Annotated in this window: 19 protein-coding genes and 1 pseudogene; 14 read left to right on the top strand and 6 right to left on the bottom strand. The window is 72.4% G+C overall.

Translation table 11 applies throughout. The features are described 5' to 3' along the window. The first annotated feature begins 144 nt into the window (after positions 1 to 144). Positions 145 to 1,227 carry a mannose-1-phosphate guanylyltransferase gene (gene manB / locus ACZ63F_RS06665; RefSeq protein ID WP_352366478.1) on the top strand — a complete coding sequence of 361 codons (1,083 nt, stop codon included), beginning with the start codon at positions 145 to 147 and terminating at the stop codon, positions 1,225 to 1,227. 176 nt (positions 1,228 to 1,403) lie between these two features. Here manB and ACZ63F_RS06660 read toward each other — a convergent pair whose 3' ends face one another. From ACZ63F_RS06660 to ACZ63F_RS06645, 4 genes are all read right to left on the bottom strand, one after another. After that, a complete protein-coding gene (locus tag ACZ63F_RS06660; RefSeq protein ID WP_469709386.1) occupies positions 1,404 to 2,417 on the bottom strand; it encodes a DNA-3-methyladenine glycosylase family protein in 1,014 nt (337 codons plus the stop codon). Between the two features lie 131 nt (positions 2,418 to 2,548). Next, positions 2,549 to 3,907 carry a coenzyme F420-0:L-glutamate ligase gene (locus ACZ63F_RS06655; protein ID WP_469709385.1) on the bottom strand — a complete coding sequence of 453 codons (1,359 nt, stop codon included), beginning with the start codon at positions 3,905 to 3,907 and terminating at the stop codon, positions 2,549 to 2,551. Further along, entirely contained in the window at positions 3,904 to 4,863 is a 960-nt protein-coding gene (cofD, locus tag ACZ63F_RS06650; RefSeq protein WP_352366484.1) for a 2-phospho-L-lactate transferase, read from the bottom strand. Before cofD ends, ACZ63F_RS06655 begins: the two co-directional genes overlap by 4 nt. A gap of 33 nt (positions 4,864 to 4,896) precedes the next feature. Continuing rightward, complete coding sequence (locus tag ACZ63F_RS06645; protein WP_469709383.1) at positions 4,897 to 5,397, bottom strand: cysteine dioxygenase; 501 nt, start codon at positions 5,395 to 5,397, stop codon at positions 4,897 to 4,899. Positions 5,398 to 6,027: 630 nt separating this feature from the next. Here ACZ63F_RS06645 and ACZ63F_RS06640 point away from each other — a divergent pair. From ACZ63F_RS06640 to ACZ63F_RS06630, 3 genes are all read left to right on the top strand, one after another. Beyond that, positions 6,028 to 6,291, top strand: coding sequence for a WhiB family transcriptional regulator (locus ACZ63F_RS06640; protein WP_003975777.1), 264 nt, complete (start codon positions 6,028 to 6,030; stop codon positions 6,289 to 6,291). 204 nt (positions 6,292 to 6,495) lie between these two features. Next, entirely contained in the window at positions 6,496 to 10,212 is a 3,717-nt protein-coding gene (locus ACZ63F_RS06635) for a glycosyltransferase (RefSeq protein WP_469709382.1), read from the top strand. After that, entirely contained in the window at positions 10,209 to 11,705 is a 1,497-nt protein-coding gene (locus ACZ63F_RS06630; protein WP_469709381.1) for a DUF5719 family protein, read from the top strand. The genes ACZ63F_RS06635 and ACZ63F_RS06630 overlap by 4 nt, the downstream gene beginning before the upstream one ends. Positions 11,706 to 11,743: 38 nt before the next feature. On the opposite strand, the gene ACZ63F_RS06625 is transcribed toward ACZ63F_RS06630, so the two are convergent. Then, the gene (locus ACZ63F_RS06625) at positions 11,744 to 12,196 is read right to left on the bottom strand and encodes a metallopeptidase family protein (protein WP_469709941.1); all 453 of its coding nucleotides are present in this window, start codon (positions 12,194 to 12,196) and stop codon (positions 11,744 to 11,746) included. Positions 12,197 to 12,525: 329 nt separating this feature from the next. On the opposite strand from ACZ63F_RS06625, the gene ACZ63F_RS06620 reads away from it, so the two are divergent. From ACZ63F_RS06620 to ACZ63F_RS06580, 9 genes and pseudogenes are all read left to right on the top strand, one after another. Further along, a complete protein-coding gene (locus ACZ63F_RS06620; RefSeq protein ID WP_218162383.1) occupies positions 12,526 to 12,900 on the top strand; it encodes a DUF3499 domain-containing protein in 375 nt (124 codons plus the stop codon). Continuing rightward, positions 12,869 to 13,521: pseudogene (locus ACZ63F_RS06615) on the top strand (L-lactate permease); the annotation flags it as partial. The gene ACZ63F_RS06620 and the pseudogene ACZ63F_RS06615, both read left to right, overlap by 32 nt. A gap of 158 nt (positions 13,522 to 13,679) precedes the next feature. Beyond that, the gene (locus ACZ63F_RS06610) at positions 13,680 to 15,050 is read left to right on the top strand and encodes a phosphomannomutase/phosphoglucomutase (RefSeq protein WP_469709379.1); all 1,371 of its coding nucleotides are present in this window, start codon (positions 13,680 to 13,682) and stop codon (positions 15,048 to 15,050) included. Between the two features lie 350 nt (positions 15,051 to 15,400). Then, positions 15,401 to 15,571, top strand: a complete 171-nt coding sequence (locus tag ACZ63F_RS06605; RefSeq protein WP_351961759.1) for a Trm112 family protein — start codon at positions 15,401 to 15,403, stop codon at positions 15,569 to 15,571. A 65-nt stretch (positions 15,572 to 15,636) separates the two neighbouring features. Next, complete coding sequence (locus ACZ63F_RS06600; RefSeq protein WP_469709378.1) at positions 15,637 to 16,764, top strand: SIS domain-containing protein; 1,128 nt, start codon at positions 15,637 to 15,639, stop codon at positions 16,762 to 16,764. Between the two features lie 155 nt (positions 16,765 to 16,919). Beyond that, complete coding sequence (gene manA, locus ACZ63F_RS06595) at positions 16,920 to 18,071, top strand: mannose-6-phosphate isomerase, class I (protein WP_469709377.1); 1,152 nt, start codon at positions 16,920 to 16,922, stop codon at positions 18,069 to 18,071. Positions 18,072 to 18,208: 137 nt separating this feature from the next. After that, entirely contained in the window at positions 18,209 to 19,189 is a 981-nt protein-coding gene (locus ACZ63F_RS06590; RefSeq protein ID WP_469709375.1) for a cation diffusion facilitator family transporter, read from the top strand. A gap of 258 nt (positions 19,190 to 19,447) precedes the next feature. Further along, positions 19,448 to 20,905: an adenosylhomocysteinase gene (gene ahcY / locus ACZ63F_RS06585; RefSeq protein ID WP_469709374.1), complete on the top strand. Its 1,458-nt coding sequence runs from the start codon at positions 19,448 to 19,450 to the stop codon at positions 20,903 to 20,905. 191 nt (positions 20,906 to 21,096) lie between these two features. Beyond that, positions 21,097 to 21,723 carry a hypothetical protein gene (locus ACZ63F_RS06580; protein ID WP_469709372.1) on the top strand — a complete coding sequence of 209 codons (627 nt, stop codon included), beginning with the start codon at positions 21,097 to 21,099 and terminating at the stop codon, positions 21,721 to 21,723. A gap of 28 nt (positions 21,724 to 21,751) precedes the next feature. On the opposite strand, the gene ACZ63F_RS06575 is transcribed toward ACZ63F_RS06580, so the two are convergent. Then, positions 21,752 to 22,651 (bottom strand): RDD family protein, encoded by a 900-nt coding sequence (locus ACZ63F_RS06575; protein WP_469709370.1) that lies wholly within the window; start codon positions 22,649 to 22,651, stop codon positions 21,752 to 21,754. Positions 22,652 to 22,792: 141 nt separating this feature from the next. Between ACZ63F_RS06575 and ACZ63F_RS06570 the strand changes: the two genes are divergently transcribed. Further along, a complete protein-coding gene (locus tag ACZ63F_RS06570) occupies positions 22,793 to 23,800 on the top strand; it encodes a stage II sporulation protein M (RefSeq protein ID WP_469709368.1) in 1,008 nt (335 codons plus the stop codon). The last annotated feature ends 571 nt before the right edge of the window (positions 23,801 to 24,371 follow it).

Here is a 24,371-nt window from a genome sequence, read left to right as displayed (position 1 = left end):
ACGCCGTCGGAGGCAGTCGGGGGAAAACCGCACAGCCGTGCCGCGTGGCACCGCGCGGCCGTCGAGGGCGCCGTCGCACGGTCTGCATACACTGGCCGGCCGACACAGAGTTCGGCCGGTCCCGGCAGGAAGCAGAGACGACAGGTGACAGAAGCGATCCTCCTGGTCGGCGGCAAAGGCACCCGGCTGCGCCCGCTCACGGTCAACACGCCCAAGCCGATGGTCCCGGCGGCCGGCGTGCCGTTCCTGACGCACCAGCTGGCCAGAGCCAGAGCCGCGGGCGTGGAGCACATCGTCCTCGCGACGAGCTACCTGGCGGAGGTCTTCGAACCGTACTTCGGCGATGGCGCGGCACTCGGCCTGCACATCGAGTACGTCACCGAGGAGGAACCCCTCGGCACCGGCGGCGCGATCCGCAACGTGGCCGCCCGTCTCCACTCCGGCCCCGACGACCCGGTCTTGGTCTTCAACGGCGACATCCTGACGGGCCTGGACATCCGCGCCCTGGTGGCCGCGCACGAGTCGGCGTCCGCCGACGTCTCCCTGCACCTCACGAAGGTGACGGACCCGCGGGCGTACGGCCTCGTCCCCACCGACGGGACGGGCAGGGTCCTCGCCTTCCTGGAGAAGCCGCAGACCCCGGAGGAGATCGTCACCGACCAGATCAACGCGGGGGCGTACGTCTTCCGCCGCTCGGTCATCGACACGATCCCGGCGGGCCGCCCGGTGTCGGTGGAGCGGGAGACCTTCCCGGAGCTCCTGGCGGCCGGCGCCCACCTGCAGGGCATGGTCGACTCCACGTACTGGCTCGACCTCGGCACGCCCGCGGCCTTCGTCCGCGGCTCGGCGGACCTCGTCCTCGGCCGCGCCCCGTCCCCGGCGGTCCCCGGCCGCTGCGGCGACCGCCTCGTCCTCCCCACGGCCCGGGTCGCTGCGGACGCCAAGCTGACGGGCGGCACGGTGGTGGGCGAGGGAGCGTTCGTGGCGGAGGGCGCGCGGGTCTTCGGCTCGACGATCCTCCCGGGCGCCGTGATCGAACCCGGCGCCGTCATCACCGACTCCCTCATCGGCAACCGCGCCCGCGTCGGCGAACGCTCGATCCTCACCGGCACGGTGATCGGCGACGGCGCGGTCATCGGCGCCGACAACGAACTGCGCGACGGCGCGCGGGTGTGGTGCGACGCGATGATCCCGGCGGGGGCGGTGCGGTTCTCTTCGGACCGGTAGTCGTGCGGCGGGGTCTGGGGCACCGCTCACGGGGGCTGCGCCCCCGGACCCCGCATGGGGCAGTCGTTTTGCCGCGGGCGCGTGGGGGCTGGCCGCGCAGTTCCGCCCCCAGCCTTCGGCCGGGGGGACCCCCAGCGCCCCTTACGGGGCTACCCCGGCCCCAGCCCACCCGCACCTCACAACCGGCCGATATCCCCCCGCGGCATCCGCGGCGCCCGCCTCGCCGGCGTATGCCCGCTCAGCAGGATCAACCGAGCCGCCCTATGCCGCTGCCCGGCATACGGCTCCAGCAACCGCAGCATCACCTCGTCGTCGGCATGCCGGTCCCCGGCCAGCGCGAACCCGACGATCCCGGGCAGGTGCAGGTCCCCGACCGTCACCGCGTCCGCCGCCCCGTGACTGCGCTGCACGGTCTCCGCCGACGTCCACGGCCCGATCCCCGGCACCACCTCCAGCCGCGCCTGCGCCGCCTCCGCCGCCATCCCCATGGCCTGCTCCAGCCGCGCGGCGACCCGCACCGCCCGCAGGATCGTCGAGGCCCGCTTGTCGTCGACCCCGGCCTTGTGCCACTCCCAGGAAGGGATCAGCGCCCAGGTGCGCGGCACCGGCATCACCCACATCGGCCGCTCGCCGGCTCCCGCCGGGCCCGGCGCGCGCTCCCCGAACCTGCGTACCAGCAACCGCCAGGCCCGGTACGCCTCGTCGGTGGTGACCTTCTGCTCCAGGACCGACGGGATCAACGACTCCAGGACCAGCCCGGTCCGCGTCAGCCGCAGCCCCGGGCGCCGGTGCCGGGCCGCCGCCACGACCCGGTGCCGGGGGACGAACGCGGACGGGTCGTCGGCGGCACCGAGCATCTCCGGCAACTGCTCCAGCAGCCACTCGGCCCCCGGCCCCCAGGCCTCCCCGCGCACCTCACCGCCGTACCCGGCGACCCGCAGCGTCCCCGGACCGGCAGGGGTGAGGCTGGCCCGCCACACGGACCCGTCACGGGTGGCCCGAAAGGTCGGATCCCCGGGCCCCCGCCGCAGCGGCCCCAGGACCAGCCCCAGATCAACAACCCCGTCGGGCTTCCACACCCGCACCCGCCCCGCCGCGACGGCCTGCTTCGGAACACCGCCGGCAGGCACGACGACCTGCCCACCCCGCACCGTCGTACGCGTGGGCCCAGAAGCAAACCGACCAGCCATCCAAAGCATCCTAGGCCTCAGGCGCCCCTGAAAGGGGCGCTGGGGGAGGAACTGCGCGATCAACCCCCACAACCCGCACTCGCCGATGCGCCGATGCGCCGGTGCACCCCGGACCGCAGGCGCAAAGCAGCTCACCGCACCTCGATGAACGCCCCCGCCTCCCTCTCGGCCCTCTCCCGCGGAGCCTGAGCAGCCTTGCCCACCGCGACCGCCCCCATCGGATCCCACTCGGCCGGAAGCGCGAGCACCTCCCGGACCACGTCCCGGCAGAACATCGTCGACGACACCCACGCCGAACCCAGTTGCTCCCCGGCCAGCGCGACCAGCAGGTTCTGGACCGCGGCACCCGCCGCGACCACGAACATCTCCCGTTCGGCCGCGTCCCGCCGTGGGTCCCCGTAGGTGTGCGACCCGTCCATCACGAGGCAGGGCACGACCAGGTAGGGCGCGTTGCGCAGCACGTCCCCGCGCCGTACCCGCTTCGCGATGGACTCCTCCGACTTGCCGTCCCTCCTCAGGTCGGCGATCCACGCGTCCCGCATCGCGTCCAGCAGCCGGACGCGCGCCTCGGCCGACTCCAGCAGCACGAACCGCCACGGCGTCGTGTGGTGCGGCGCCGGCGCGGTCACGGCCGCGGCGACCGCCCGCCGCACCGCACCGGGGTCGACGGGCTCGTCGGTGAACGCCCGTACCGTCCGCCGCAGCGTCACCGCCTCCCGGACTGCCTCGGACGTGCCGAGCCGGAACATGTCGCTGCCCGCGTCCCGGACCAGCGCCCGCGCGCCGTCCCCGTCGTCGCCGGCGTCGGCCACGACATGGGCGAGGCCCCGCACCACGGCGACCGGCATCCCCGTCGCCTTGCCCTTCACCAGGTCGCCGGCGGCGGCCAGTTCGTCGGCGGTGGCGACGACCGTCGCGACCAGCGGGTTGCCGTACGCGTCCACGCCCCCGCGCAGGTCGTCCAGCACCTCCACGCCGGCGGCGCCGATGGTGACGTCAGTGAGCCCCGCGCGCCAGGGTCGCCCGAAGGTGTCCGTGATGACCACGCCGACGTTGACGCCCAGCGCGTCCCGCAGGCCCGCGCGGACGGCGCGGGCCGAGGCGTCGGGATCCTCGGGCAGCAACAGCACGGTCCCGGCGGGGGTGTTGGACGCGTCCACGCCCGCGGCGGCCATGACCAGGCCCTGCCGGTTCTCCACGATCCGCAGGGTCCCGCGCCGGGCCACCACCCGCACCGTCTCGGCGTCGATCGCCGCCTCCCGGTCGGCCGCCTCGACGATCCGGCCCTCGGCCTTGGAGACGATCTTGGAGGTGACGATCACCACGTCCCCGTCGGCCAGCCCCGGCTCGGCCGCGGCGATCAGCTTCGCCAGGTCGTCGCCCTGCTGGACCTCGGGGATCCCGGGCAGCGCCCACACCCGGTACGCGGGCACCGCGTCGGCCGCGTCGGCCGTGCCGGTCGTACCGGCCGTGTCGCTCGCGTCGGTCATGCCCCGCGCACCTCCTCGGCCAGCGCCAGCGCCTCGCGGGCCATCTGCGCGGCCGCGTCCAGGTCGGTCATCATCAGCGGTACGGCCCGGCAGCGGATGCCGGCCGCCTCCACGCGCGCGACGCTGCCCGCGTCCACGGAGTCGACTAGCCAGCCGTCCAGCAGCCCGGAGCCGTAGTGCTCGGCCACCGCCGCCGCCGTCGACTCCACGCCCACCGCCGCGAGCACCTTGTCGGCCATGCCGCGCACCGGCGCGTCCCCGACGATGGGGGAGAGGCCCACCACCGGCACCCCGGCGTCCGCGATGGCCTCCCGGATGCCGGGCACCGCGAGGATCGTGCCCACGGAGACCACCGGGTTGGACGGCGGGAAGAGGATCACGTCCGCCTCGGCGATCGCCTCCAGGACGCCGGGCGCGGGCTTGGACTGCTCGGCGCCGACCGGGACGACCGCCTCGGCGGGAACGCCCGCCCGCAGCCGCACCCAGTACTCCTGGAAGTGCACGGCCTTGCGCTCGCCGTCGACCTCGACGGCGACGTGGGTCTCGACCCGGTCGTCGGTCATCGGGATCAGCTTCACGCCCGGCTTCCAGCGGTCGCACAGCGCCTCGGTGACCGCGCTCAGCGGATACCCGGCGCCCAGCATCTGGGTGCGCACGATGTGCGTCGCGAAGTCCCGGTCGCCGAGCCCGAACCAGTCCGGCCCCACCCCGTAGGCGGCGAGCTCCTCCTTGAGGTGGAAGGTCTCGTCGGCCCGCCCCCAGCCCTGCTCCTCGTTGATACCGCCACCGAGGGTGTACATCACCGTGTCGAGGTCCGGGCAGACCTTCAGCCCGAAGAGGTGGATGTCGTCCCCGGTGTTGCCGATGACGGTCACGTCGGCGTCCGGCACGGCCTGCTGGAGACCGCGCAGGAACCGGGCACCGCCGATGCCGCCTGCCAGAACCACAATGCGCATGCGCCAAGTCTTGCAGGCGGGTCCGACAACGCGTCACGCAGTCACGGGACGGGCCTCGCAGGCGGCGGCCGCGGCCGTGTGCATCGGCATCTCGGTCAGCCCCGGGTAGTAGACGTGCAGGCTCACCGCGGGCTCCAGGGCGTCGTTGACGACCTCGTGCGCGTACCCCGGCGCGAACACCCGTTGCGCGCCGGCGCCCAGCGCGCGCGTGCCGCGCTCGGTGCGTTCGGTGAGCGCGCCCGCCAGGACGGTCAGCACGCCGGAGGAGCGGCCGTGGTCGTGCAGCCCGCTGCCCTGTCCGGGCACCCAGGACAGCAGCCACACCTCGTAGCCGGGGCCGGTGCGCAGCCGGTGGTACCAGCGGCTCGTCGCGTCGTACTGGACGAGGTGCTCCCACTGCGCCCGGTCGGCGGCGATCGCACGGGCCAGGCCGACGAACTCGGCCACGGTGACCGGGTGCTCGCGCGGGGGCTGCAGCAGGTGCGTGACTTCGAGGATGTCGCCGGCGATCTGGAGGTCGTTGTCGCTGTTCATGGGGGTGCGGTGGTTCCTCAGTGAAGGAGGTCAGCGGGGAACGAAATGCGAAGACCGAGTCAGGGGACTCGGTCTGCAGCTGGAGCGGGAGCGGCCGGATGCGGCTGAGGCCACGGCTCAACAGCTGGAACAGCAACAGCTACAGCGAGCACGGGCAGCACCGTGGGACCCGCCGGTGCGGGTCGAGGTGGGTGCCGAGTTCGCGAGCATGCCCACAAGGACATCGGTTCACACCTCCCGTGTCAACTCGACGCCCGGTATGTGGGACACGGTTCACCTCATCCGGTTCACCTCGCTGCCGAAAGGTTTGCTCACCGGGCACCCGGGACACATGGCGCACAACCGGGCGCGCGAGCCACTTCGGAACGCGATCGAACATCTGGGCGTCCTTCTCCGTACAAGCTCTGTATGGGGTCGGAGGCCCCGAGCGGGGCCTCGTCTGCATGTCAAGGTTTATGCCGATTTGAACACTTTCCGCACGGCCTTGGTTCCGCAGAGTGAATAACGGGCCCAATAGCAGATCTCGGCTTGACTCGCCCGGAGCAGCACACTTGTAATTTCACTCGTGTCGTTCAGCCGAAATCGGTAACGGCCACGCACGGGGACGTGAAAGACAGACGAGGGGCGCACATGACCGAGCTGGTGCAGCAACTGCTGGTCGACGACGCGGACGAGGAACTCGGCTGGCAGGAGCGCGCGCTGTGCGCCCAGACCGACCCCGAGTCCTTTTTTCCCGAGAAGGGCGGCTCCACCAGAGAGGCCAAGAAGGTCTGCCTCGCCTGCGAGGTGCGCTCCGAATGCCTCGAGTACGCCCTCGCCAACGACGAGCGGTTCGGTATCTGGGGCGGACTCTCCGAGCGGGAGCGCCGCCGCCTCAAGAAGGCCGCCGTCTGACCCGCGGCGGCTGCCGTCCGAAGCGGACGTCCACACAACGCACACATCCGAGCTGCGCGAACGGCCCGTCTCCCGTGGGTTATCCACAGGCGGCGGGCCGTCGACATGCCCAGCCGATAGTGTGGGCGTTCGTCCGAGACGCCTCGCCGCCACCAGCGGGCGCAGGAGTCCACCGCAGTCCATCGAACCGGGGCCCGTACCTCGATGTCCGTGCACAGCCACACGGCAGCCGAAGCAGGCGCTGCCACAGCGGGGTTTGACCCGACCCGCCCGCCCGAGTTCCCGCGTCACGTGGTGACCGCGGTGCTCGTCTCCCACGACGGCGCCCGCTGGCTGCCCGCCGCGCTCGCCGGGCTGCTCGGCCAGGAGCGCCCGGTCCAGTACGCCGTCGCGGCCGACACCGGCAGCGCGGACGACTCCGCCCAGCGGCTCACCGCCGCCCTCGGCGACGCCAACGTGCTGCACCTCGCCCGCCGCACCGGCTTCGGCCAGGCCGTCGAGGAGGCGAGTCGCACCGCGCCCGTCCTCACCCCGGACGACCTGCCGTACCTGAAGCGGCCCAGCGGCTGGGACCCGGTCACCCGCCAGTGGCGCGACGACGCCTACGACATGCCCGAGCTGCCCCACGGCGAACCGGTCCAGTGGCTCTGGCTGCTCCACGACGACTGCGCCCCGGAACCCGACGCCCTGGCTCAGCTGCTGCGGGTCGTGGACAACGAGATGGAGCTTGGCCGCGACGACGTGGCGGTCGTCGGCCCGAAGCTGCGCGGCTGGTACGACCGCAGGCAGCTCCTGGAGGTCGGTGTCACCATCGCCAACTCCGGCCGCCGCTGGACCGGCCTGGACCGCCGTGAGCAGGACCAGGGCCAGCACGACCACGTGCGGCCCGTCCTCTCCGTCTCCACCGCCGGCATGCTGATCCGCCGCGACGTCTTCGAGGAGCTCGGCGGCTTCGACCGGCGGCTGCCGCTGATGCGCGACGACGTCGACCTGTGCTGGCGCGCGCACAACGCCGGCCACCGCGTCCTGATCGCTCCCGAGGCCGTCGTACGGCACGCCGAGGCCGCCTCCCGGGAGCGCCGCACCGTCGACTGCGCGGGCCGCACCGCCACCTCGCCGCACAAGGTCGACAAGGCCGGCGCCATCTACACCCTGCTGGTCAACGCCCGTACGGCCGCGCTGCCCTGGATCCTGCTCCGGCTGGTCCTCGGCACCCTGCTGCGCACCGTCGCCTACCTCGTCGGCAAGGTCCCCGGACAGGCCCTCGACGAGATCCGCGGCCTCCTCGGCACCCTGCTGCGGCCCGAGCGGATCATCGCCGGGCGGCGCAGGCGCGGCCGCTCCCAGCTCGACAAGGGCGAACTGCGCCCCCTGTTCCCGCCGCCCGGCGCCACCGTCCGGGCCACCGTCGAACAGGTCGCGGGCAACCTCTTCGGCGCCGACGACGAGATCTCCGCGGCCGGCCGGCACGGCGGTGCGGTCGAGTCCGGGCCAGGCGGTGACGACGCCGACTTCCTGGAGATCGAGCAGTTCGCCCGCCTCAAGCGCATCGCCCGCAAACCGGGCCCGGTGCTCTTCCTGGTGCTGCTGCTGTTCTCGCTGGTCGCCTGCCGCGCCCTGCTCGGCTCCGGCGCCCTCTCGGGCGGCGCCCTGCTGCCCGCCCCGGGCACCGCGAGCGAGCTGTGGTCGCGCTACCTGGACGCCTGGCACGCGGTCGGCGCCGGCGGCACCCCCGCCGCTCCGCCGTACCTCGCGATCATCGCCTCGTTCGCCTCACTGCTGTTCGGGTCGACCGGGCTCGCGGTCACCGTGCTCCTGGTCGCCTCGGTGCCACTGGCCGGCTTCACCGCCTACTTCGCCTCCCGCCCGCTGGTCACCTCGCGCCTGCTGCGCGCCTGGGCGGCCATCACCTACGCCTTCCTGCCCGCCGCCACCGGCGCCCTCGCGGGCGGCCGCATCGGCACCGCCGTCCTCGCCATCCTGCTGCCGCTGATCGCCCGCGCGGGCATCGCGGCCAGCGGTCTCACGCACGCCTCCGGGGCCCGCGGCAGCTGGCGCGCCACCTGGGCGTACGCGCTGCTGCTGACCGTCACCACCGCGTTCACGCCGATCGTCTGGCCGATCGCCCTGGTCCTCGGCCTCGCCGTGCTCGTCCTGCGCCGCTCCGACCTGGTCGCCTCCGGCCTGCGGCTGCTGGCCCAGCTCGGCACCCCGCTGCTGGTCCTCGCCCCCTGGTCGCTGACCCTGCTGCCGTCCGGCTTCTTCCGGGAGGCCGGCCTGGAGTACGGCTCCTCGGCCGCCTCCGCCCTCGACCTGCTCGGCGCCAGCCCGGGCGGCCCCGGCACCGTCGACGGGCTCCTGCTCATCGGCGTCGTCCTGGCCGCGCTCGCCGCCCTGCTGCGCTCCGAGCGCCAGTCGGCGGTCCGCACCGCCTGGGCGGTCGCCCTGGTCGGCCTGGTCTTCGCGGTCCTGTCCAACAAGTCCGCCTGGGCCGGCCCCGCGACCCTCGTCTACGGCATCGCGATCCTCTCCGCCGCCGCACTCGGCGCCGACGGGGCACGCTCGCGGGTCGCCGAGCAGAGCTTCGGCTGGCGCCAGCCGGTCGCCGCCCTGATCGCCTTCGCCGCCGCCGCGGGCCCGCTGCTGCTCGCCGCCGGCTGGATGATCGCGGGCGCCGACGGCCCGGTCGAGCGCCGCGACCCCACCCAGGTGCCCGCCTTCGTCGCCGAGGACAGCTCCACCACCGACCAGGTCCGCACCCTCGTCCTGGACAGCGACAGCACCGCGCGCGTGACCTACATGCTGGTACGCGGCTCCGGCGCCCGGATGGGCGACGCCGAGGTGGCCGCCGCCGACGGCGAGAACGCCAAGCTCGACAAGGTCGTCGCCAACCTGGTGGCCGGCTCCGGGGCCGACCAGGCCGACCAGCTCGGCGGGTTCGCGGTGCGTTACGTCCTGGTCCACAAGGGCGCGCCGCGCGACATCACGCGCGTGCTCGACGCCACGCCCGGCCTGTCCCGGCTCAGCCAGCAGAACGGCAGCGCCCTGTGGCGAGTCGACCAGCAGGTCTCCCGCGCGACGATCGTGGCGGCGAACGGCTCCGGTACCCCTGTGTCCGTGGCCGCCGGACCCGTCGACATCCACACCACCGTCCCGGCGGGCGCCGACGGCCGCGTCCTGCGCCTGGCCGACTCGGCCTCCCCGGACTGGACGGCCACCCTGGACGGCAAGCCGCTGACCCGCACCACCGTCGACGGCTGGGCCCAGGGCTTCGAACTCCCCTCCGGCGGCGGGAAGCTGGACGTCACCTACGACACCCCGTTCACCCACACCCTGTGGCTGTGGGTCCAGGGCGCGCTCGCCGTCGTCCTGGTCGTCCTCGCCCTGCCCGGCCGCCGCCGTGACGTCGACGACGACCTTCCCGAGGAGCAGCCGATCCCCGCCCAGGCCACCGAGGGCGAGGGCCGCCGCGCCCGCCGCCTGCGCGCCCAGGCGGAGGCCGAGGAGGAAGCTCAGGAGACTCCCGAGAGCCAGGAGTTCCAGGAGGCCCCGAAGGGCACCGACTTCCCCGCGACGGCCCCGGCGGACGAGACCCAGGCCGCCGTCCCGCACCAGCAGTCCTATGACGAGTGGGACCCGGCGTCCTACCCGCAGGCCGACGGCTACGACACCGGCTACGCCGACCAGTACCAGGGCGCCGGCACCGGCCCGTACCAGACCGGCGGCTACGACCAGCAGACCTACGACCCCTACCAGACCGGCCAGTACGACCCGTACGCCTACGGCGGTCAGCAGGGGCAGGCGGCGTACGACCCGACGTACCAGCAGGGCTATGACCCTGCCTACGACCCCGCCTACGACCCGGCCGCCCAGCACCACCACGGCACCGGCGGCGAGCACCACGACGGGAGCCAGCAGTGAACCGCACCACCCTGTCCCTGCTCGCCGGTACGGCCGCCCTCGCGGCGGTCACCGGGTTCGCCGAGCTCAGCGCGCCGGCCACCACCTCCGCGCACACCGCGGAGGCGGCCGCCCAGCTGCCGGTGGAGCGCTCCACGCTGCTGTGCCCTGCGCCCAGCCTGTCCGACATCGCGGAGACCTCGTACACGTCGTTCACGCCCGTCACCAAGGGCACCACGAGCGACGGCAAGGCCGGACTGCAGGCCGCCACCGAGCAGTCGGCGGACGGGACGGGGAGCGGCGGCGGCAAGAAGAAGGCCGCCAAGCCCGTCCTCACCCCCAAGACGCCCGGCACGCCGGCCACCGGGGACACCTCGGGCGCCGACGGGCCCGCCTACGTCGGCACCGCCGAGGGCAAGTACGCCCCCGGCTGGACGGTCCAGGAGACCACCGAGGTCGCCGCGGGCACCGGGCGCGGCCTCCAGGGGGTCAACTGCACGGCGGCCGACACCGACTTCTGGTTCCCCGGCGCCAGCACCGCCGCGAGCCGCACCGACTACGTGCACCTCACCAACCCCGACGACAGCGCCGCCGTGGTCGACGTCGAGCTGTACGGCAAGGACGGCCAGCTCAAGTCCTCGGTGGGGGAGGGCATCACGGTCCCTCCGCACGCCAGCGAGCCGGTCCTGCTGTCCACGCTCACCGACGAGCGCCAGACCGACCTGACCGTGCACGTGAGCGTGCGCAGCGGCCGGGTCGGCGCGAGCGTCCAGGCCCTCGACGACAAGACCGGCGGCGACTGGCTGGCCGCATCCGCCGATCCGTCCGGCAGCCTGGTACTGCCCGGCATCCCCAAGGACGCCACCGACGTCCGGCTGATCGCCTTCACCACCGGCGACAACGACGCGGACCTGAAAGTGCGCCTCGCCTCCCCGGACGGCACGATCACCCCGGCGGGCAACGAGACACTGCACGTCAAGGCGGGCATGACCACCGCGACCGACCTCGGCGACGTCACCCGCGGCGAGGCGGGCTCGCTGATCCTCACCCCCTCCGACCAGTCCGTTCCGGTGGTGGCCGCGCTGCGCGTCACCCGCGGCAAGGGCAGCAACCAGGAGACCGCGTACATCCCGGCGACCGCGCCGGTCGGCACGCGCGCGACGTCCGCCGACAACAGCGGCAAGAGCACCACCCTCTCCCTGACCGCGCCCACCGCGACCGCCCAGGTCAAGGTGACGGCGTCGGCGGGCAGCGGCGGCGGCACGGCGGTGTCCAAGACGTTCACGATCAAGTCCGGCACCACCCAGAACGTCGACGCCCCGGTCCCGTCCGGACTGAAGGGCACCTACGCCCTGACCGTGGAGACGGTCTCCGGCGGCCCGGTCTACGGCGCCCGCACCCTGGCGGCCACCGAGGGCGGGGTCCCGGGCTTCACGATCCAGACCCTCCCGGACGACCGCGGCACGGTGGCCGTACCGGAGGCGGACCAGGACGTGGCGGTACTGCAGAAGTAGGCGGGCTGCGGGGGACGGGGCGGGCGGCCGCCGGGGACTCAGTCCTCGCCGTAACGGGGGTCGACGGTCTCCGGGGTGAGGCCGAGCAGCTCGGCGACCTGCTCCACGACGACCTCGTGCACCAGCGCGGCCCGCTCGTCGCGGCCCTTGGTGCGGATCTCGACCGGTCGCCGGTAGACGACCACGCGCGCCCGGCGTCCCTCGCGCGCGGGAATGATGCCCCCCAGCGGCACCGCCTCGTCGTCCCAGCTCTCGCTGTGCCGGTCCTGCAGCCGGGGCACTTCGAGCACCAGGAAATCGATGTCGGCCAGCTGCGGCCAGCGCCGATCGAGGCGCTCCACGGAGTCCTGCACCAGGTCTGCGAACACGTCGGCACGGCTCGCGGCCAGCGGCACCTGAGGTGGTGCGATCGGTCCGCGCATGCCCCGCCCGTGGCGGTCGCGTCGACGAGGCCCGGGGCCGGCGGCACGGGGCGGTACACGGTTGTCCATCACTGGTGAAGCGTAGTCCTCGCGGGCTCCGGCCGCGCCGCTCCACGCACCGACACCGCCCGGAACGGCATGTCACAGGATGACCATTCCGGCCAAGGTTGGGCTCGTTTCCGTATCTCCACGAGACCGGCGAACTCAAGGCAATTGACGGTGTTTGTACCGACTCGTGACCGGATGAGGTGCCGACCGTGACCCCGGGCGATCCGTTCCGTGCAGGTCAGCAGGGCGTGTCGGAAGGGGTGTGTGGGGCGTTTCACAGTACGACACGGTGGAGTGACCTGGGGGAGAGTCGTCGCGGCCCGCTCAAGAGTGCGGTACCGTCCAACGTCGTGAGCCCTGTACGTCGCTGTTCGCGAACCGCCTGCGGCCGACCCGCCGTCGCGACGCTGACGTACGTCTACGCCGACTCGACCGCGGTCCTCGGCCCGCTCGCCACCTACGCCGAACCCCACTGCTACGACCTGTGCGCCGAGCACTCCGAGCGCCTCACCGCGCCGCGCGGCTGGGAGGTCGTCCGGCTCCTCGACGGCTCGGCTCCCGCCCGTCCGAGCGGGGACGACCTGGAAGCGCTGGCGAACGCGGTGCGCGAGGCGGCCCGCCCTCAGGAACGGGCGGCCGAAGCGGGCGGCGGCGGCCGCGGCGCGGACCCGATGGAGGTCGCCCGACGCGGCCATCTGCGGGTGCTGCGGTCACCGGACAACTGACGCACGCACCTTTCCCGCCGCCGCCCTGCCACTGCTGATCGTCCTGATCCTGCTCGGCGGGGCCCGCATGAAAGCCCATCTGACGGGCCTGAGCGGCCTTCTGGCAGCCGCCCTCGTCGCACTGCTCGCCTCCGCACGCCGCTCGGCCGGACCGCCTCCAGCGCCGCCCAGAGCGCCGCGTTCGGCCTGTTCCCCATCCTGTGGATCGTCGTCAACGCCCTGTGGGTGCACGGGTGCTGGTCGGCCTGGTCGACGGGGTGCGCGGGCTCCGCGAGACCTGGGTGGCGGCCCTGGCGTGCGGAGTCGCCTTCGCCGTAGCCCAGTTCGCCGTCTCCGACTACGTTTCCGCCCAACTCGCCGACATCTGCGCCGCCCTGGCCGGCACAGCCGCCCGGCTCGCCGACCCGGACGAGCGCGGCTGGCCGTTGCTGGACGTCGTCAACCCGAAGGGCGAACCGGTCGGAGGAAGTCACGGTCGCGGAACGGGCGGCGACCGTAAGCGAGTTGCGGTTCGCGATCCTCCCCGTGACGCCCGTCCTCGCCGTCGCCCACGTCATGAACCGCTTCAAACGGGCGGCGACGATCGGCCACTTCGTGGCGGCGGCGGGCGCGGGCCTGGCGCACCGGGACCGACGGGGCCGTTCCGGATCTGATCCGCATCGGATCACCGCAGATCACAGCCGGGTCTCCGCGACGGACCCGCCGGGGGAGCCGATGCCGGACCCGCACCCGGTACAGGTAGTTTGGGGCGACCAAAAGGATTCCAGGAGGGTTGGCCTGTGGCCGCTGCAGCTGATCTGTCACAGATCGTGAAGGCGTACGACGTACGCGGAGTGGTTCCGGACCAGTGGGACGAGGCGCTCGCCGAACTCTTCGGTGCCGCGTTCGTCCAGGTGACCGGTGCCGCCGCGATCGTCGTCGGCCACGACATGCGGCCCTCCTCGCCCGGTCTGTCCCGAGCCTTCGCACGCGGCGCCGCCGCCCGGGGCGTCGACGTCACCGAGATCGGCCTGTGCTCGACCGACCAGCTGTACTACGCCTCGGGCGCCCTCGGCCTGCCCGGCGCGATGTTCACCGCCTCGCACAACCCCGCGCAGTACAACGGCATCAAGATGTGCCGCGCGGGAGCCGCGCCGGTGGGCCAGGACACGGGCCTGACGGAGATCCGGGAGCTGGCCGAGCGCTGGTCGCAGGAGGGCGCCCCGGAGCCGGCCGCCACGCCGGGAACCATCACCTCCCGCGAGACGCTGCCGGACTACGCGGCCCACCTGCTCTCCCTCGTGGACCTGAGCTCCGTCCGCCCGCTGAAGGTCGTGGTCGACGCGGGCAACGGCATGGGCGGCCACACGGTCCCGACGGTCTTCGAGGGCCTGCCGCTGACCCTGGTCCCGATGTACTTCGAGCTGGACGGCACCTTCCCGAACCACGAGGCCAACCCGCTCGACCCCGCCAACATCGTGGACCTGCAGGAGCGCGTGCGCGCGGAGTCGGCCGACCTCGGCCTGGCCTTCGACGGCGACGCCGACCGCTGCTTCGTCGTGGACGAGCGCGGCGAGCCGGTCTCCCCCTCGGCGATCACGGCCCTGGTGGCCGCGCGGGAGCTGGCGAAGAACGGCGGCAAGGGCACCGTCATCCACAACCTGATCACGTCCTGGACCGTCCCCGAGGTGGTCCGGGAGAACGGCGGCACCGCGGTCCGCACGCGCGTCGGGCACTCCTTCATCAAGGCCGAGATGGCGCGGTCCGGCGCGATCTTCGGTGGCGAGCACTCGGCCCACTACTACTTCAAGGACTTCTGGAACGCCGACACGGGCATGCTGGCGGCCCTGCACGTCCTCGCCGCCCTCGGCGGCCAGCCCGGCCCCCTCTCCGCCCTCGTCGCCCAGTACGACCGCTACACCGGCTCCGGCGAGATCAACTCCACGGTCGCCGACCAGCAGGCCAGCCTCGCCGCGATCCGCGCGGCCTACGGCGACCGCGACGACGTCACCCTCGACGACCTCGACGGCCTCACCGTCAGCGCCGCCGACTGGTGGTTCAACGTCCGCCCCTCCAACACGGAACCGCTGCTCCGCCTCAACGCGGAGGCAAGGGACGAGGCGACGATGACGAAGGTGCGCGACGAGGTCCTGGCCATCATCAGGGCGTGACTTCCGGCGCCCCGACGGGGCCGCTGGGGGTACCCCCGGCCGAAGGCTGGGGGAGGAACTGCGCGCCCAGCCACAACGGCGCCGCGGTCGGCAGAGGACCCATCGCGGCACCCGGGCCTCCGGACCACTCCGCGCCCCGAGCCGTCTCCACCGGTCGAGTCACCCCCTGGCCCTCGCTTCCCGATCGGCCGAGTCGGATGGTGGGTGGGCGAAGGTTCCGGGGGTCCAGGGGGCGCAGCCCCCTGGGCGGTCACCTCGGCATACGGCCGCCCACCACCCACGGCCAGCCCAACCCACCCCACCGGCGGTAACCTGACCGCACGCGAACATCCACCCCGAAGGGAACCCGCATGCCGCTCGAAGCCGGCCTCCTGGAGATCCTCGCCTGTCCGGCCTGCCACGCCACCCTCAAGGAGCAGGGCCCCGAGCTGATCTGCACCGGTCAGGACTGCGGCCTGGCGTACCCGGTCCGCGACGGCATCCCCGTCCTCCTCGTCGACGAGGCCCGCCGCCCGGCGTAAGCGGCGGACCCCACAACCGCGACACACCGCGAAACACAAGGACCCCGGCAACCGGAGGCCGCTCCATGCTCGACGAAACGCTGCTCGACACCCCGGAGGCCCTCGCGGACGCCGACCGCCGAGGCCTGCTGCGCGGCGCAGCAGAGGCCGGCGCCCGCGTCCGTACCGCCGCCCGGCACGCCGTGGAGGCCGGTGTCCAGGAGCTGAAGCCGGACGGCCGCCCCCGCGCCGTCCTGATCGCGGGCCCCGGCGTCGCCGCCACCCACGCCGCCGACCTCCTCGGCACGCTGGCCGGCCCCGGCAGCCCCGTCACCCGGCTCGCCCCCACCGGCGTCGCACCGGCCGCCGGCGCCCTGCGCTGGGAGCTCCCCGGCTGGGCCGGCTCCGTGGACCTGCTGCTGATCGCCACCCCGGACGGCACCGAACCCAGCCTCTCCCTCCTCGCCGACCAGGCCTACCGACGCGGCTGCTCGGTCGCCGCCGTCGCCCCCGCCGACACCCCGCTCGCCGAGGCGGTGGCCGGCGCCCACGGCCTGTTCATGCCGATGGCGACGGCCCCGTACGACCACGGCGAGCCGCTCGCCGGCTCCTCCCCGGGCGTCCTGTGGGCGCTGCTCACCCCGCTGCTCGCGCTCGTCGACCGCATCGGCCTGCTCACCGCCCCGCCGGACGCCCTGGAGAAGGTCGCCGACCGTCTCGACCAGATCGCCGAGCGCTGCGGCCCGGCCATCGTGACCTACAGCAACCCGGCCAAGACCCTCGCCGCGGAACTCGCCGACGCGCTCCCCGTGATCTGGACCGAGGGCGAGTCGGCAGGCCCGGCCGGCCGCCGTTTCGCCGCCGCCCTCGCCGAGCTGGCCGGCCGCCCCGCCCTGGTCGCCGAACTCCCCGAGGCTCTGGCCGCCCACACCGCCCTGCTCGCCGGGCCACTCGCCGCCAGCGCCGACCCCGACGACTTCTTCCGCGACCGCGTGGACGAGCCGCCCGCGCTGCACGCGCGCGTGGTGCTGCTCCGTGACCGCCCCATCGGCGGACTCACCGCCGCACCCGCCGCCCGCGACCTCGCCCTCAGTCACGACACCCCCATCAGCGAGCTGGAACCCGAGGCGGGCGACGAGCTGGAGACCCTGGCGGAACTGATCGCCGTCACGGATTTCGCCGCCGTTTACCTCGCGCTCGCTTCGAGGGCCTGAAGTGGACACCGGCACCGGACCCGCCGGACGAAGGACGACCTGAGGGCCGTACCGAAGGTGAACCGGTGGGGGAACACACGGTGAACACGTGAGCCGTGCCGTGCCACGCCGGTGCCCACGCCCCCGCCCGCAGAGAGAACCCGCAGAGAGAAGTCATGGATCTCCTCGACAACACCGTCCGCCCCTACGCCTGGGGTTCCCCGACCGCCATCCCGCAGCTGCTCGGGGTCGAGCCGAGCGGCGAACCGCAGGCGGAGATGTGGATGGGCGCGCACCCGGGCGCCCCCTCGCGCACCGCGCGCGGCACGCTCGTCGAGGTCATCGACGCGGACCCGAAGGCCGAACTGGGCGAGGAGGCGGTGGCCAGGTTCGGCCCGCGGCTGCCCTTCCTGCTCAAGATCCTCGCCGCCGGCGCCCCGCTCTCCCTCCAGGTGCACCCCGACCTGGAGCAGGCCAGGGAGGGCTACGAGGACGAGGAGCGGCGCGGCATCCCGGTCGACGCCCCGGACCGCAACTACAAGGACGCCAACCACAAGCCCGAGCTGATCTGCGCGCTCACCGAGTTCGACGGTCTGTGCGGCTTCCGTGCCCCGGAGCGGACGGCCGAACTCCTCGACGGACTCGGCGTCGACTCCCTCAAGCCGTACGTCGACCTGCTGCGCGCCCACCCCGAGGAAGCGGCCCTGCGCGAGGTCCTCACCGCGATCCTGACCGCCGACCGCGAGGAGATGGCCCGCACGGTCGCCGAGGCCACGGCCGCCTGCACCCGCCTCGGCGGCGACTACCTGCCCTACGCCGACATCGCGCACCACTACCCGGGCGACCCCGGCGTGATCGCCGCCATGCTCCTCAACCACGTCCGCCTGCAGCCCGGCGAGGCACTCTTCCTCGGCGCCGGCATCCCGCACGCCTACCTCAACGGCCTCGGCGTCGAGATCATGGCCAACTCCGACAACGTCCTGCGCTGCGGCCTGACCCCCAAGCACGTCGACGTCCCCGAACTCCTGCGCATCGTCCGCTTCGAGGCCGGCGACGCCGGCGTGCTGCGTCCCGAGGCGGTCCCGGACGGCGAGGAGGTCTACGAGACACCGATCGACGAGTTCCGGCTGTCCCGGTACGTCCTGCCCGAGGGCACCGCGGCCCACGACCTGACCCTGGCCACCCCGCAGATCCTGCTCTGCACGGCCGGTGCGGTGCGCGTCGGCGAGCACGACCTGGCCCCCGGCCGTTCGGTGTTCGTCCCGGCGGCCGAGAAGGCGGAGGTGTCGGGAGCGGGCACGGTCTTCCGGGCCACGGTGGTCGTCTGAGGGGGCCCGTATCCCCCGTCGCGGGGGCTGCAAGAATGGCCCACCGGCAAAGCACGGGCAAAGACGGGTCCCGGCGACGAGCACCGGTCAGGACGAGTACCGGTGAAGACGAGAACGAGAAGGGGCAACGCGAACTCATGAGCGCGTCAGGCGGCACCAGAGCGATCGTGGCGGCACTCGGCGCCAACCTCGCGATCGCGGCATCGAAGTTCGTGGCGTTCGCGTTCAGCGGCTCCTCGTCGATGCTCGCCGAGGGCGTCCACTCGCTCGCCGACTCCGGCAACCAGTTCCTGCTGCTCATCGGCGGCAAGAAGGCCCAGCGGGAGGCGACACCGCAACACCCCTTCGGCTACGGCCGCGAGCGGTACATCTACGCCTTCCTCGTCTCCATCGTGCTCTTCTCGGTCGGCGGCATGTTCGCCATCTACGAGGGCTACGAGAAGATCAGCCACCCGCACCAGGTCGAACACTGGTACTGGCCGGTGGGCGTCCTCGTCTTCGCGGTCCTCGCCGAGGGCTTCTCCTTCAAGACGGCCATCAGGGAGTCCAACGAACTGCGCGGCAAACTGTCCTGGTCGCAGTTCATCCGCCGCGCCAAGGCCCCCGAGCTGCCCGTCGTCCTCCTGGAGGACTTCGGCGCGCTCATCGGCCTGGTCCTCGCCCTCGGCGGCGTCGGTCTCGCCGTACTCACCGGCGACGGCGTCTGGGACGGCATCGGCACCGTCTGCATCGGTGTCCTGCTCGTCCTGATCGCTCTCGTCCTGGCCGCCGAGACCAAGTCCCTCCTCCTCGGCGAGGCCGCCGGCACCGAGGAGGTCCGGAAGATCGAGGCCGCGGTCGTCGACGGCGACACCGTCACCGGCATCATCCACATGCGCACGCTCCACCTCGGCCCGGAGGAACTCCTGGTCGCCGCCAAGATCGCCGTCCAGCACGACGACACCGCAGCCGAGGTCGCCAAGGCCATCAACGCCGCCGAGGCCCGCATCCGCACCGCGGTCCCCATCGCCCGTGTGATCTACCTGGAACCCGACATCTACAGCGAGGCAGAAGCCGCCAAGGGCCCCGACCCGGAGGCCACCCCGGGCGGCCCGACCCCCCACCCCGCCGGCCACTGACCCCCTCGAACGGCGTGATCTGTTCGGAGGCGGACTGGGGGCGGCCCGCTCCTGCGGTGTAGCTTGGGACGGAGCCAGACGTCGCTGCTGATGGCGGTCGGGCGGTCCCAGGCGGGCCGTCCGAGGGAGAGAGGGCCTCCGACGGACTGCGCTGCGCGTACGCGGGCATGCCTGTGTCCTCTTCTCGGGCACCCCTGTGTCCGCCGCCGCGCAGACCAGCCGTACCCACCCTCGACCCAACCCGAGGAGCAGCTCGCAATGACGACTGTCGACAACCGACAGGACTTCAAGGTCGCCGACCTCTCCCTGGCCGACTTCGGCCGCAAGGAGATCACCCTCGCCGAGCACGAGATGCCCGGCCTGATGGCGATCCGCAAGGAGTACGCCGAGACCCAGCCGCTGGCCGGCGCCCGCGTCACCGGCTCCCTGCACATGACCGTGCAGACCGCCGTCCTGATCGAGACCCTGGTCGCCCTGGGCGCGCAGGTCCGCTGGGCGTCCTGCAACATCTTCTCCACCCAGGACCACGCGGCCGCCGCCATCGCCGTCGGCCCGAACGGCACGCCCGACAACCCGCAGGGCGTCCCGGTCTTCGCCTGGAAGGGCGAGACCCTGGAGGAGTACTGGTGGTGCACCGAGCAGGCGCTGACCTGGCCGGACAGCCCCACCGGCGGCCCCAACATGATCCTCGACGACGGCGGTGACGCCACCCTCCTCGTCCACAAGGGCGTCGAGTACGAGAAGGACGGCAAGGTCCCCTCGGTCGACACCGCCGAGTCGGACGAGCACCGCGTCATCCTCGAACTCCTGCACCGCACCATCACGGACGGCTCGCAGAAGTGGACCCAGCTCGCCTCCGAGATCCGCGGCGTGACCGAGGAGACCACGACCGGCGTCCACCGCCTGTACGAGATGCAGCGCGACGGCGTCCTCCTCTTCCCGGCGATCAACGTCAACGACGCCGTCACCAAGTCGAAGTTCGACAACAAGTACGGCTGCCGCCACTCGCTGATCGACGGCATCAACCGCGCCACCGACGTCCTGATCGGCGGCAAGACCGCGGTCGTCTGCGGCTACGGCGACGTGGGCAAGGGCTGCGCGGAGTCCCTGCGCGGACAGGGCGCCCGCGTGATCGTCACCGAGATCGACCCGATCTGCGCCCTCCAGGCCGCGATGGACGGCTACCAGGTCACGACCCTGGACGAGGTCGTCGACAAGGCCGACATCTTCGTCACCACGACCGGCAACAAGGACATCATCATGGCCTCGGACATGGCCAAGATGAAGCACCAGGCCATCGTCGGCAACATCGGCCACTTCGACAACGAGATCGACATGGCCGGTCTCGCCAAGGTCCCCGGCATCGTCAAGGACGAGGTCAAGCCGCAGGTCCACACCTGGAAGTTCCCCGACGGCAAGGTGATCATCGTCCTCTCCGAGGGCCGCCTGCTGAACCTGGGCAACGCCACCGGCCACCCCTCGTTCGTGATGTCCAACTCCTTCGCGGACCAGACCCTGGCCCAGATCGAGCTGTTCACCAAGCCCGACGAGTACCCGGTCGGCGTCTACACGCTGCCCAAGCACCTCGACGAGAAGGTCGCCCGCCTGCACCTGGACTCGCTCGGCGTGAAGCTCACGACGCTGCGCCCCGAGCAGGCCTCGTACATCGGCGTCAAGGTCGAGGGTCCGTACAAGTCGGACCACTACCGCTACTGAGTCCGGGACCCGGCCACCGGGAAGCGCACCCGTGCACCGACGCGCTCTCCCGGCGGCAGGTCCTCCGGTCCGCCGAGGCAGGCCCCCGCACCCCCGTGCCGGGGGCCTGCCCCTTTGGCCCGTCGACCGCCCGCACGGCCGAACCGCGGGTCGAGCGCCGGACCCACGCCCCGTCAAGCCCCAGGACCCCCATGCCCCGCGGCCGCTATTCGCTCCACGATCCGCACGATCACACCCCCCTCGGCGAAGAACACTTCCAGTGCGCCCCCGGCCCCTCCGGCTGGCGTTACGTCTCCCAAGTGACCACCCCCTCCGGTGACCACAGCGGCTCCGTCGATCTCGCCCTCGACGACCTCGGCCGCCCCATCCGCCTGGAACTCCACGCCGGGGGCTGGCAGGTCCGCGCAGCCGCCCTCGACGGCGTCACCTGGGTCCGCACGGACCCCACCGGAGCCCATGCCACCGAAGGCAATGTGCGCGCCCACGCCTTCACCGGCACGTCCCCCGCGTTCCTCGTCGCCACCGCCCGGCTCCTGCGCCTCACCCCCTCCGCCGCCGCGACCCGCGTACGCCTCGTGGCCTTCACGGACCCGGTCCTCGCGCCACGCACCGTGGACCAGTCCTGGGCCCTGCTGAGAAGAGAAGCACACGCCACTGACAACGGCCCGCTGACCGTGGACGAATACCAGGTCACAGCCCTGGACACCGGCGAACAGCACCCCGTGCACCTCGCCGGCGACGTGGTTCTGGCGGCGCCCGGAATCGAGTTGGAGGACCTGCGGTCACCGCCGACGTTCTTCACCGCCCCCGAGGACTGAGCAGCAGATCCGACGGGCGGGGCCGCGCCTAGGCCGGCGGCACGAACCCGGTGGCCGGGGCCTGCGGGACAGGCGGAGGAGACATGGGTGCGCTGGGCATGGGTGCCGGTGCCGGTGCCGGGGGCGCAGCGGGTGCCGGAGGCGCGTACGCGTTCGGGATGCCGGGGGACGGAGCCGCACGGTCGGCGAAGGCCCGACGGGTCTCCCGGGCCTGCCGTTCCTGCACCACCGCCGCCAGATACGCGGCCGGCGGAATGTCCGGCGGCGCCGGAGTACCCGTCCGCGTCGCGAGATCCCCCGCGAGCTGCACGGCCATCGCCCACGAGACCTGCGGATCCAGCTGCTGCATCCGCGTCAGGTACTGCCGGACGGCGAGCCACAGCGCGTCCGGAACGGCCGACAGGTCCAGCTCGGTGAAACGTCCCGCCAGCCAGGGCGGAGGCGGCGGAACGAAACGGGTCTGCCCGACGGGCACCCGCTCCCGCACGACCAGGGTCCCTGCGAACACGTCCCCGAGCCGCCGTCCGCGAGCCGAGACCAGCGAGGCGATACAGGCGACGACCCCGAACGTCGCCAGGATCTCGACCACTCCGAGAGCACCCCGCACCAGCGCATGCCGGAACCGGATGGGCCCGCCGTCGTCCCGCACGACCCGCAGGCCGCACGCCAACTTCCCGAGCGAACGCCCGTGACTCAGCGTCTCCACCGCGATCGGCGCACCGACCAGCACCAGCAGGAAGGCCGCGATCGCCAGGGCGACCTGCGCGGCGTCGTCCAGCGAGGCCGTGGCCGCCGCCAGACCGATCGACACACCGATGTAGACGGTGAAGGCCACGATCAGGTCGAGCAGTACGGCAAGTGCCCTGCTGGGCAGCCTCGCGGGACGCAGTTCGAGCGCCACCGCCTCGCCCGTCACCAGCTCACTCACGCCCGCCGCCTTCCCCTGGTCTGCCCTGTACGACGCAAGTCTGCCAAGCTGAGGGCGCATCGCGCCGCAGTACGACAAGCTGACAGCTGCGACATTGCTACGACAGGCAGTCGACGACCAGCCTAGGAGCAGGCAGACCCGATGGACCTCGACGTCTTCGTCTCCGCACACCGAGCCGAGTGGGATCGCCTCGACGCGCTCCTGCGCCGCCAGCGGCGCCTCAACGGAGCAGAGGCCGACGAACTCGTCGCGCTCTACCAGCGCACCGCCACCCACCTCTCCCTGATCCAGTCCAGCGCCCCCGATCCACAGCTCACCGGACGCCTCAGCCAGCTCGTGGCACGCGCGCGCAGTGCGGTGACAGGCACCCGCCGCGCCTCCTGGCGCGATGTCGCCCGCTTCCTCGGACAGGGATTCCCGGCCGCCGTCTACCGCTCCCGTCACTGGTGGGTGCCCACCGCGCTCATATCCACCGCCATCGCGATCGTGCTGGGCTGGTGGATCGGCACCCACCCGGACGTGCAGTCGACCATCGCGGCCCCCAGCCAGCTCCGCGAGCTGACCCGCCCCGGCGGCGAGTACGAGACCTACTACTCCAGCCATCCCGCGGCTTCCTTCGCGGCCCAGGTGTGGACCAACAACGCCAGGGCCGCCGCGATGTGCCTGGTCCTGGGTGTCTTTCTTGGTCTCCCGGTCCTCTGGATCCTCTTCGAGAACATGCTGAACCTGGGCGTCGGCTTCGGCCTGATGTCCTCGGCCGGCCGCCTCGACACCTTCCTGGGCCTGGTCCTCCCGCACGGGCTGCTGGAACTCACCGCGGTCTTCGTGGCCGCGGGAACCGGACTCCGCCTCGGCTGGACCCTCATAGATCCGGGCCCACGCAGTCGCCGAACCGCCCTGGCCGAAGAGGGTCGCGCCGCCGTGGCCATGGCGATCGGGCTGGCCCTCGTCCTGTTCGTCTCCGGTGCCATCGAAGGCTTCGTCACCCCGTCCGGCCTGCCGACCTGGGCGCGCATAGGCATCGGAGTGGCGGCTGAGCTGGCCTTCCTGGCCTACGTCTTCGTCCTCGGCGGCCGCGCCGCCCGGGCCGGCGAGACGGGTGACCTCGAGGAGGCAGAGCGCAGCGCGCTCGTCCCTACGGCCGCCTGATGTGCGGAGACCTGCCGTGAGCTGCTAGTCTCCTCTTCGCCCCGGAAGACCCGTTGACACGGGTGGGATGGGGAGGTAGATTCAAACAGTTGCCTAGAACTGGACAGGTTCGGGCCCGATCGTTAGAATCGATCCTGCTTCACAACGGAGAGTTCTCTCCGAGACATTGAAGCCACCCCCGATTTACTCAGAAATGAGTGGCCGGTCAGACCGGCCAGGAACTTCTGATAAAGTCGGACTCGCCGAAAGAGAGCCGAAAGGCAATCGATAAGGCAAAGGCTCTCCAACGGCCACCGGAAATGAATTCCGACCGGAAACGGAACGGAAAACGGATCTGGTAAGGTTGGAAACACCGAAGGGAAGCCCGGAGGAAAGCCCGAGAGGGTGAGTACAAAGGAAGCGACCGTTCCTTGAGAACTCAACAGCGTGCCAAAAGTCAACGCCAGATATGTTGATACCCCGTCTCTCTGAGACGAGGTTCCTTTGAAACAAAACACAGCGAGGACGCTGTGAACGGTCGGATCATTCCTCCGACTGTTCCGCTCTCGTGGTGTCGACCGGATAACCGGTA

This window comes from Streptomyces sp. NPDC104761, assembly GCF_055583445.1.
The sequence above is the reverse complement of the archived record's forward strand: the minus strand, read 5'-3'. Positions and strand labels throughout refer to the sequence as shown.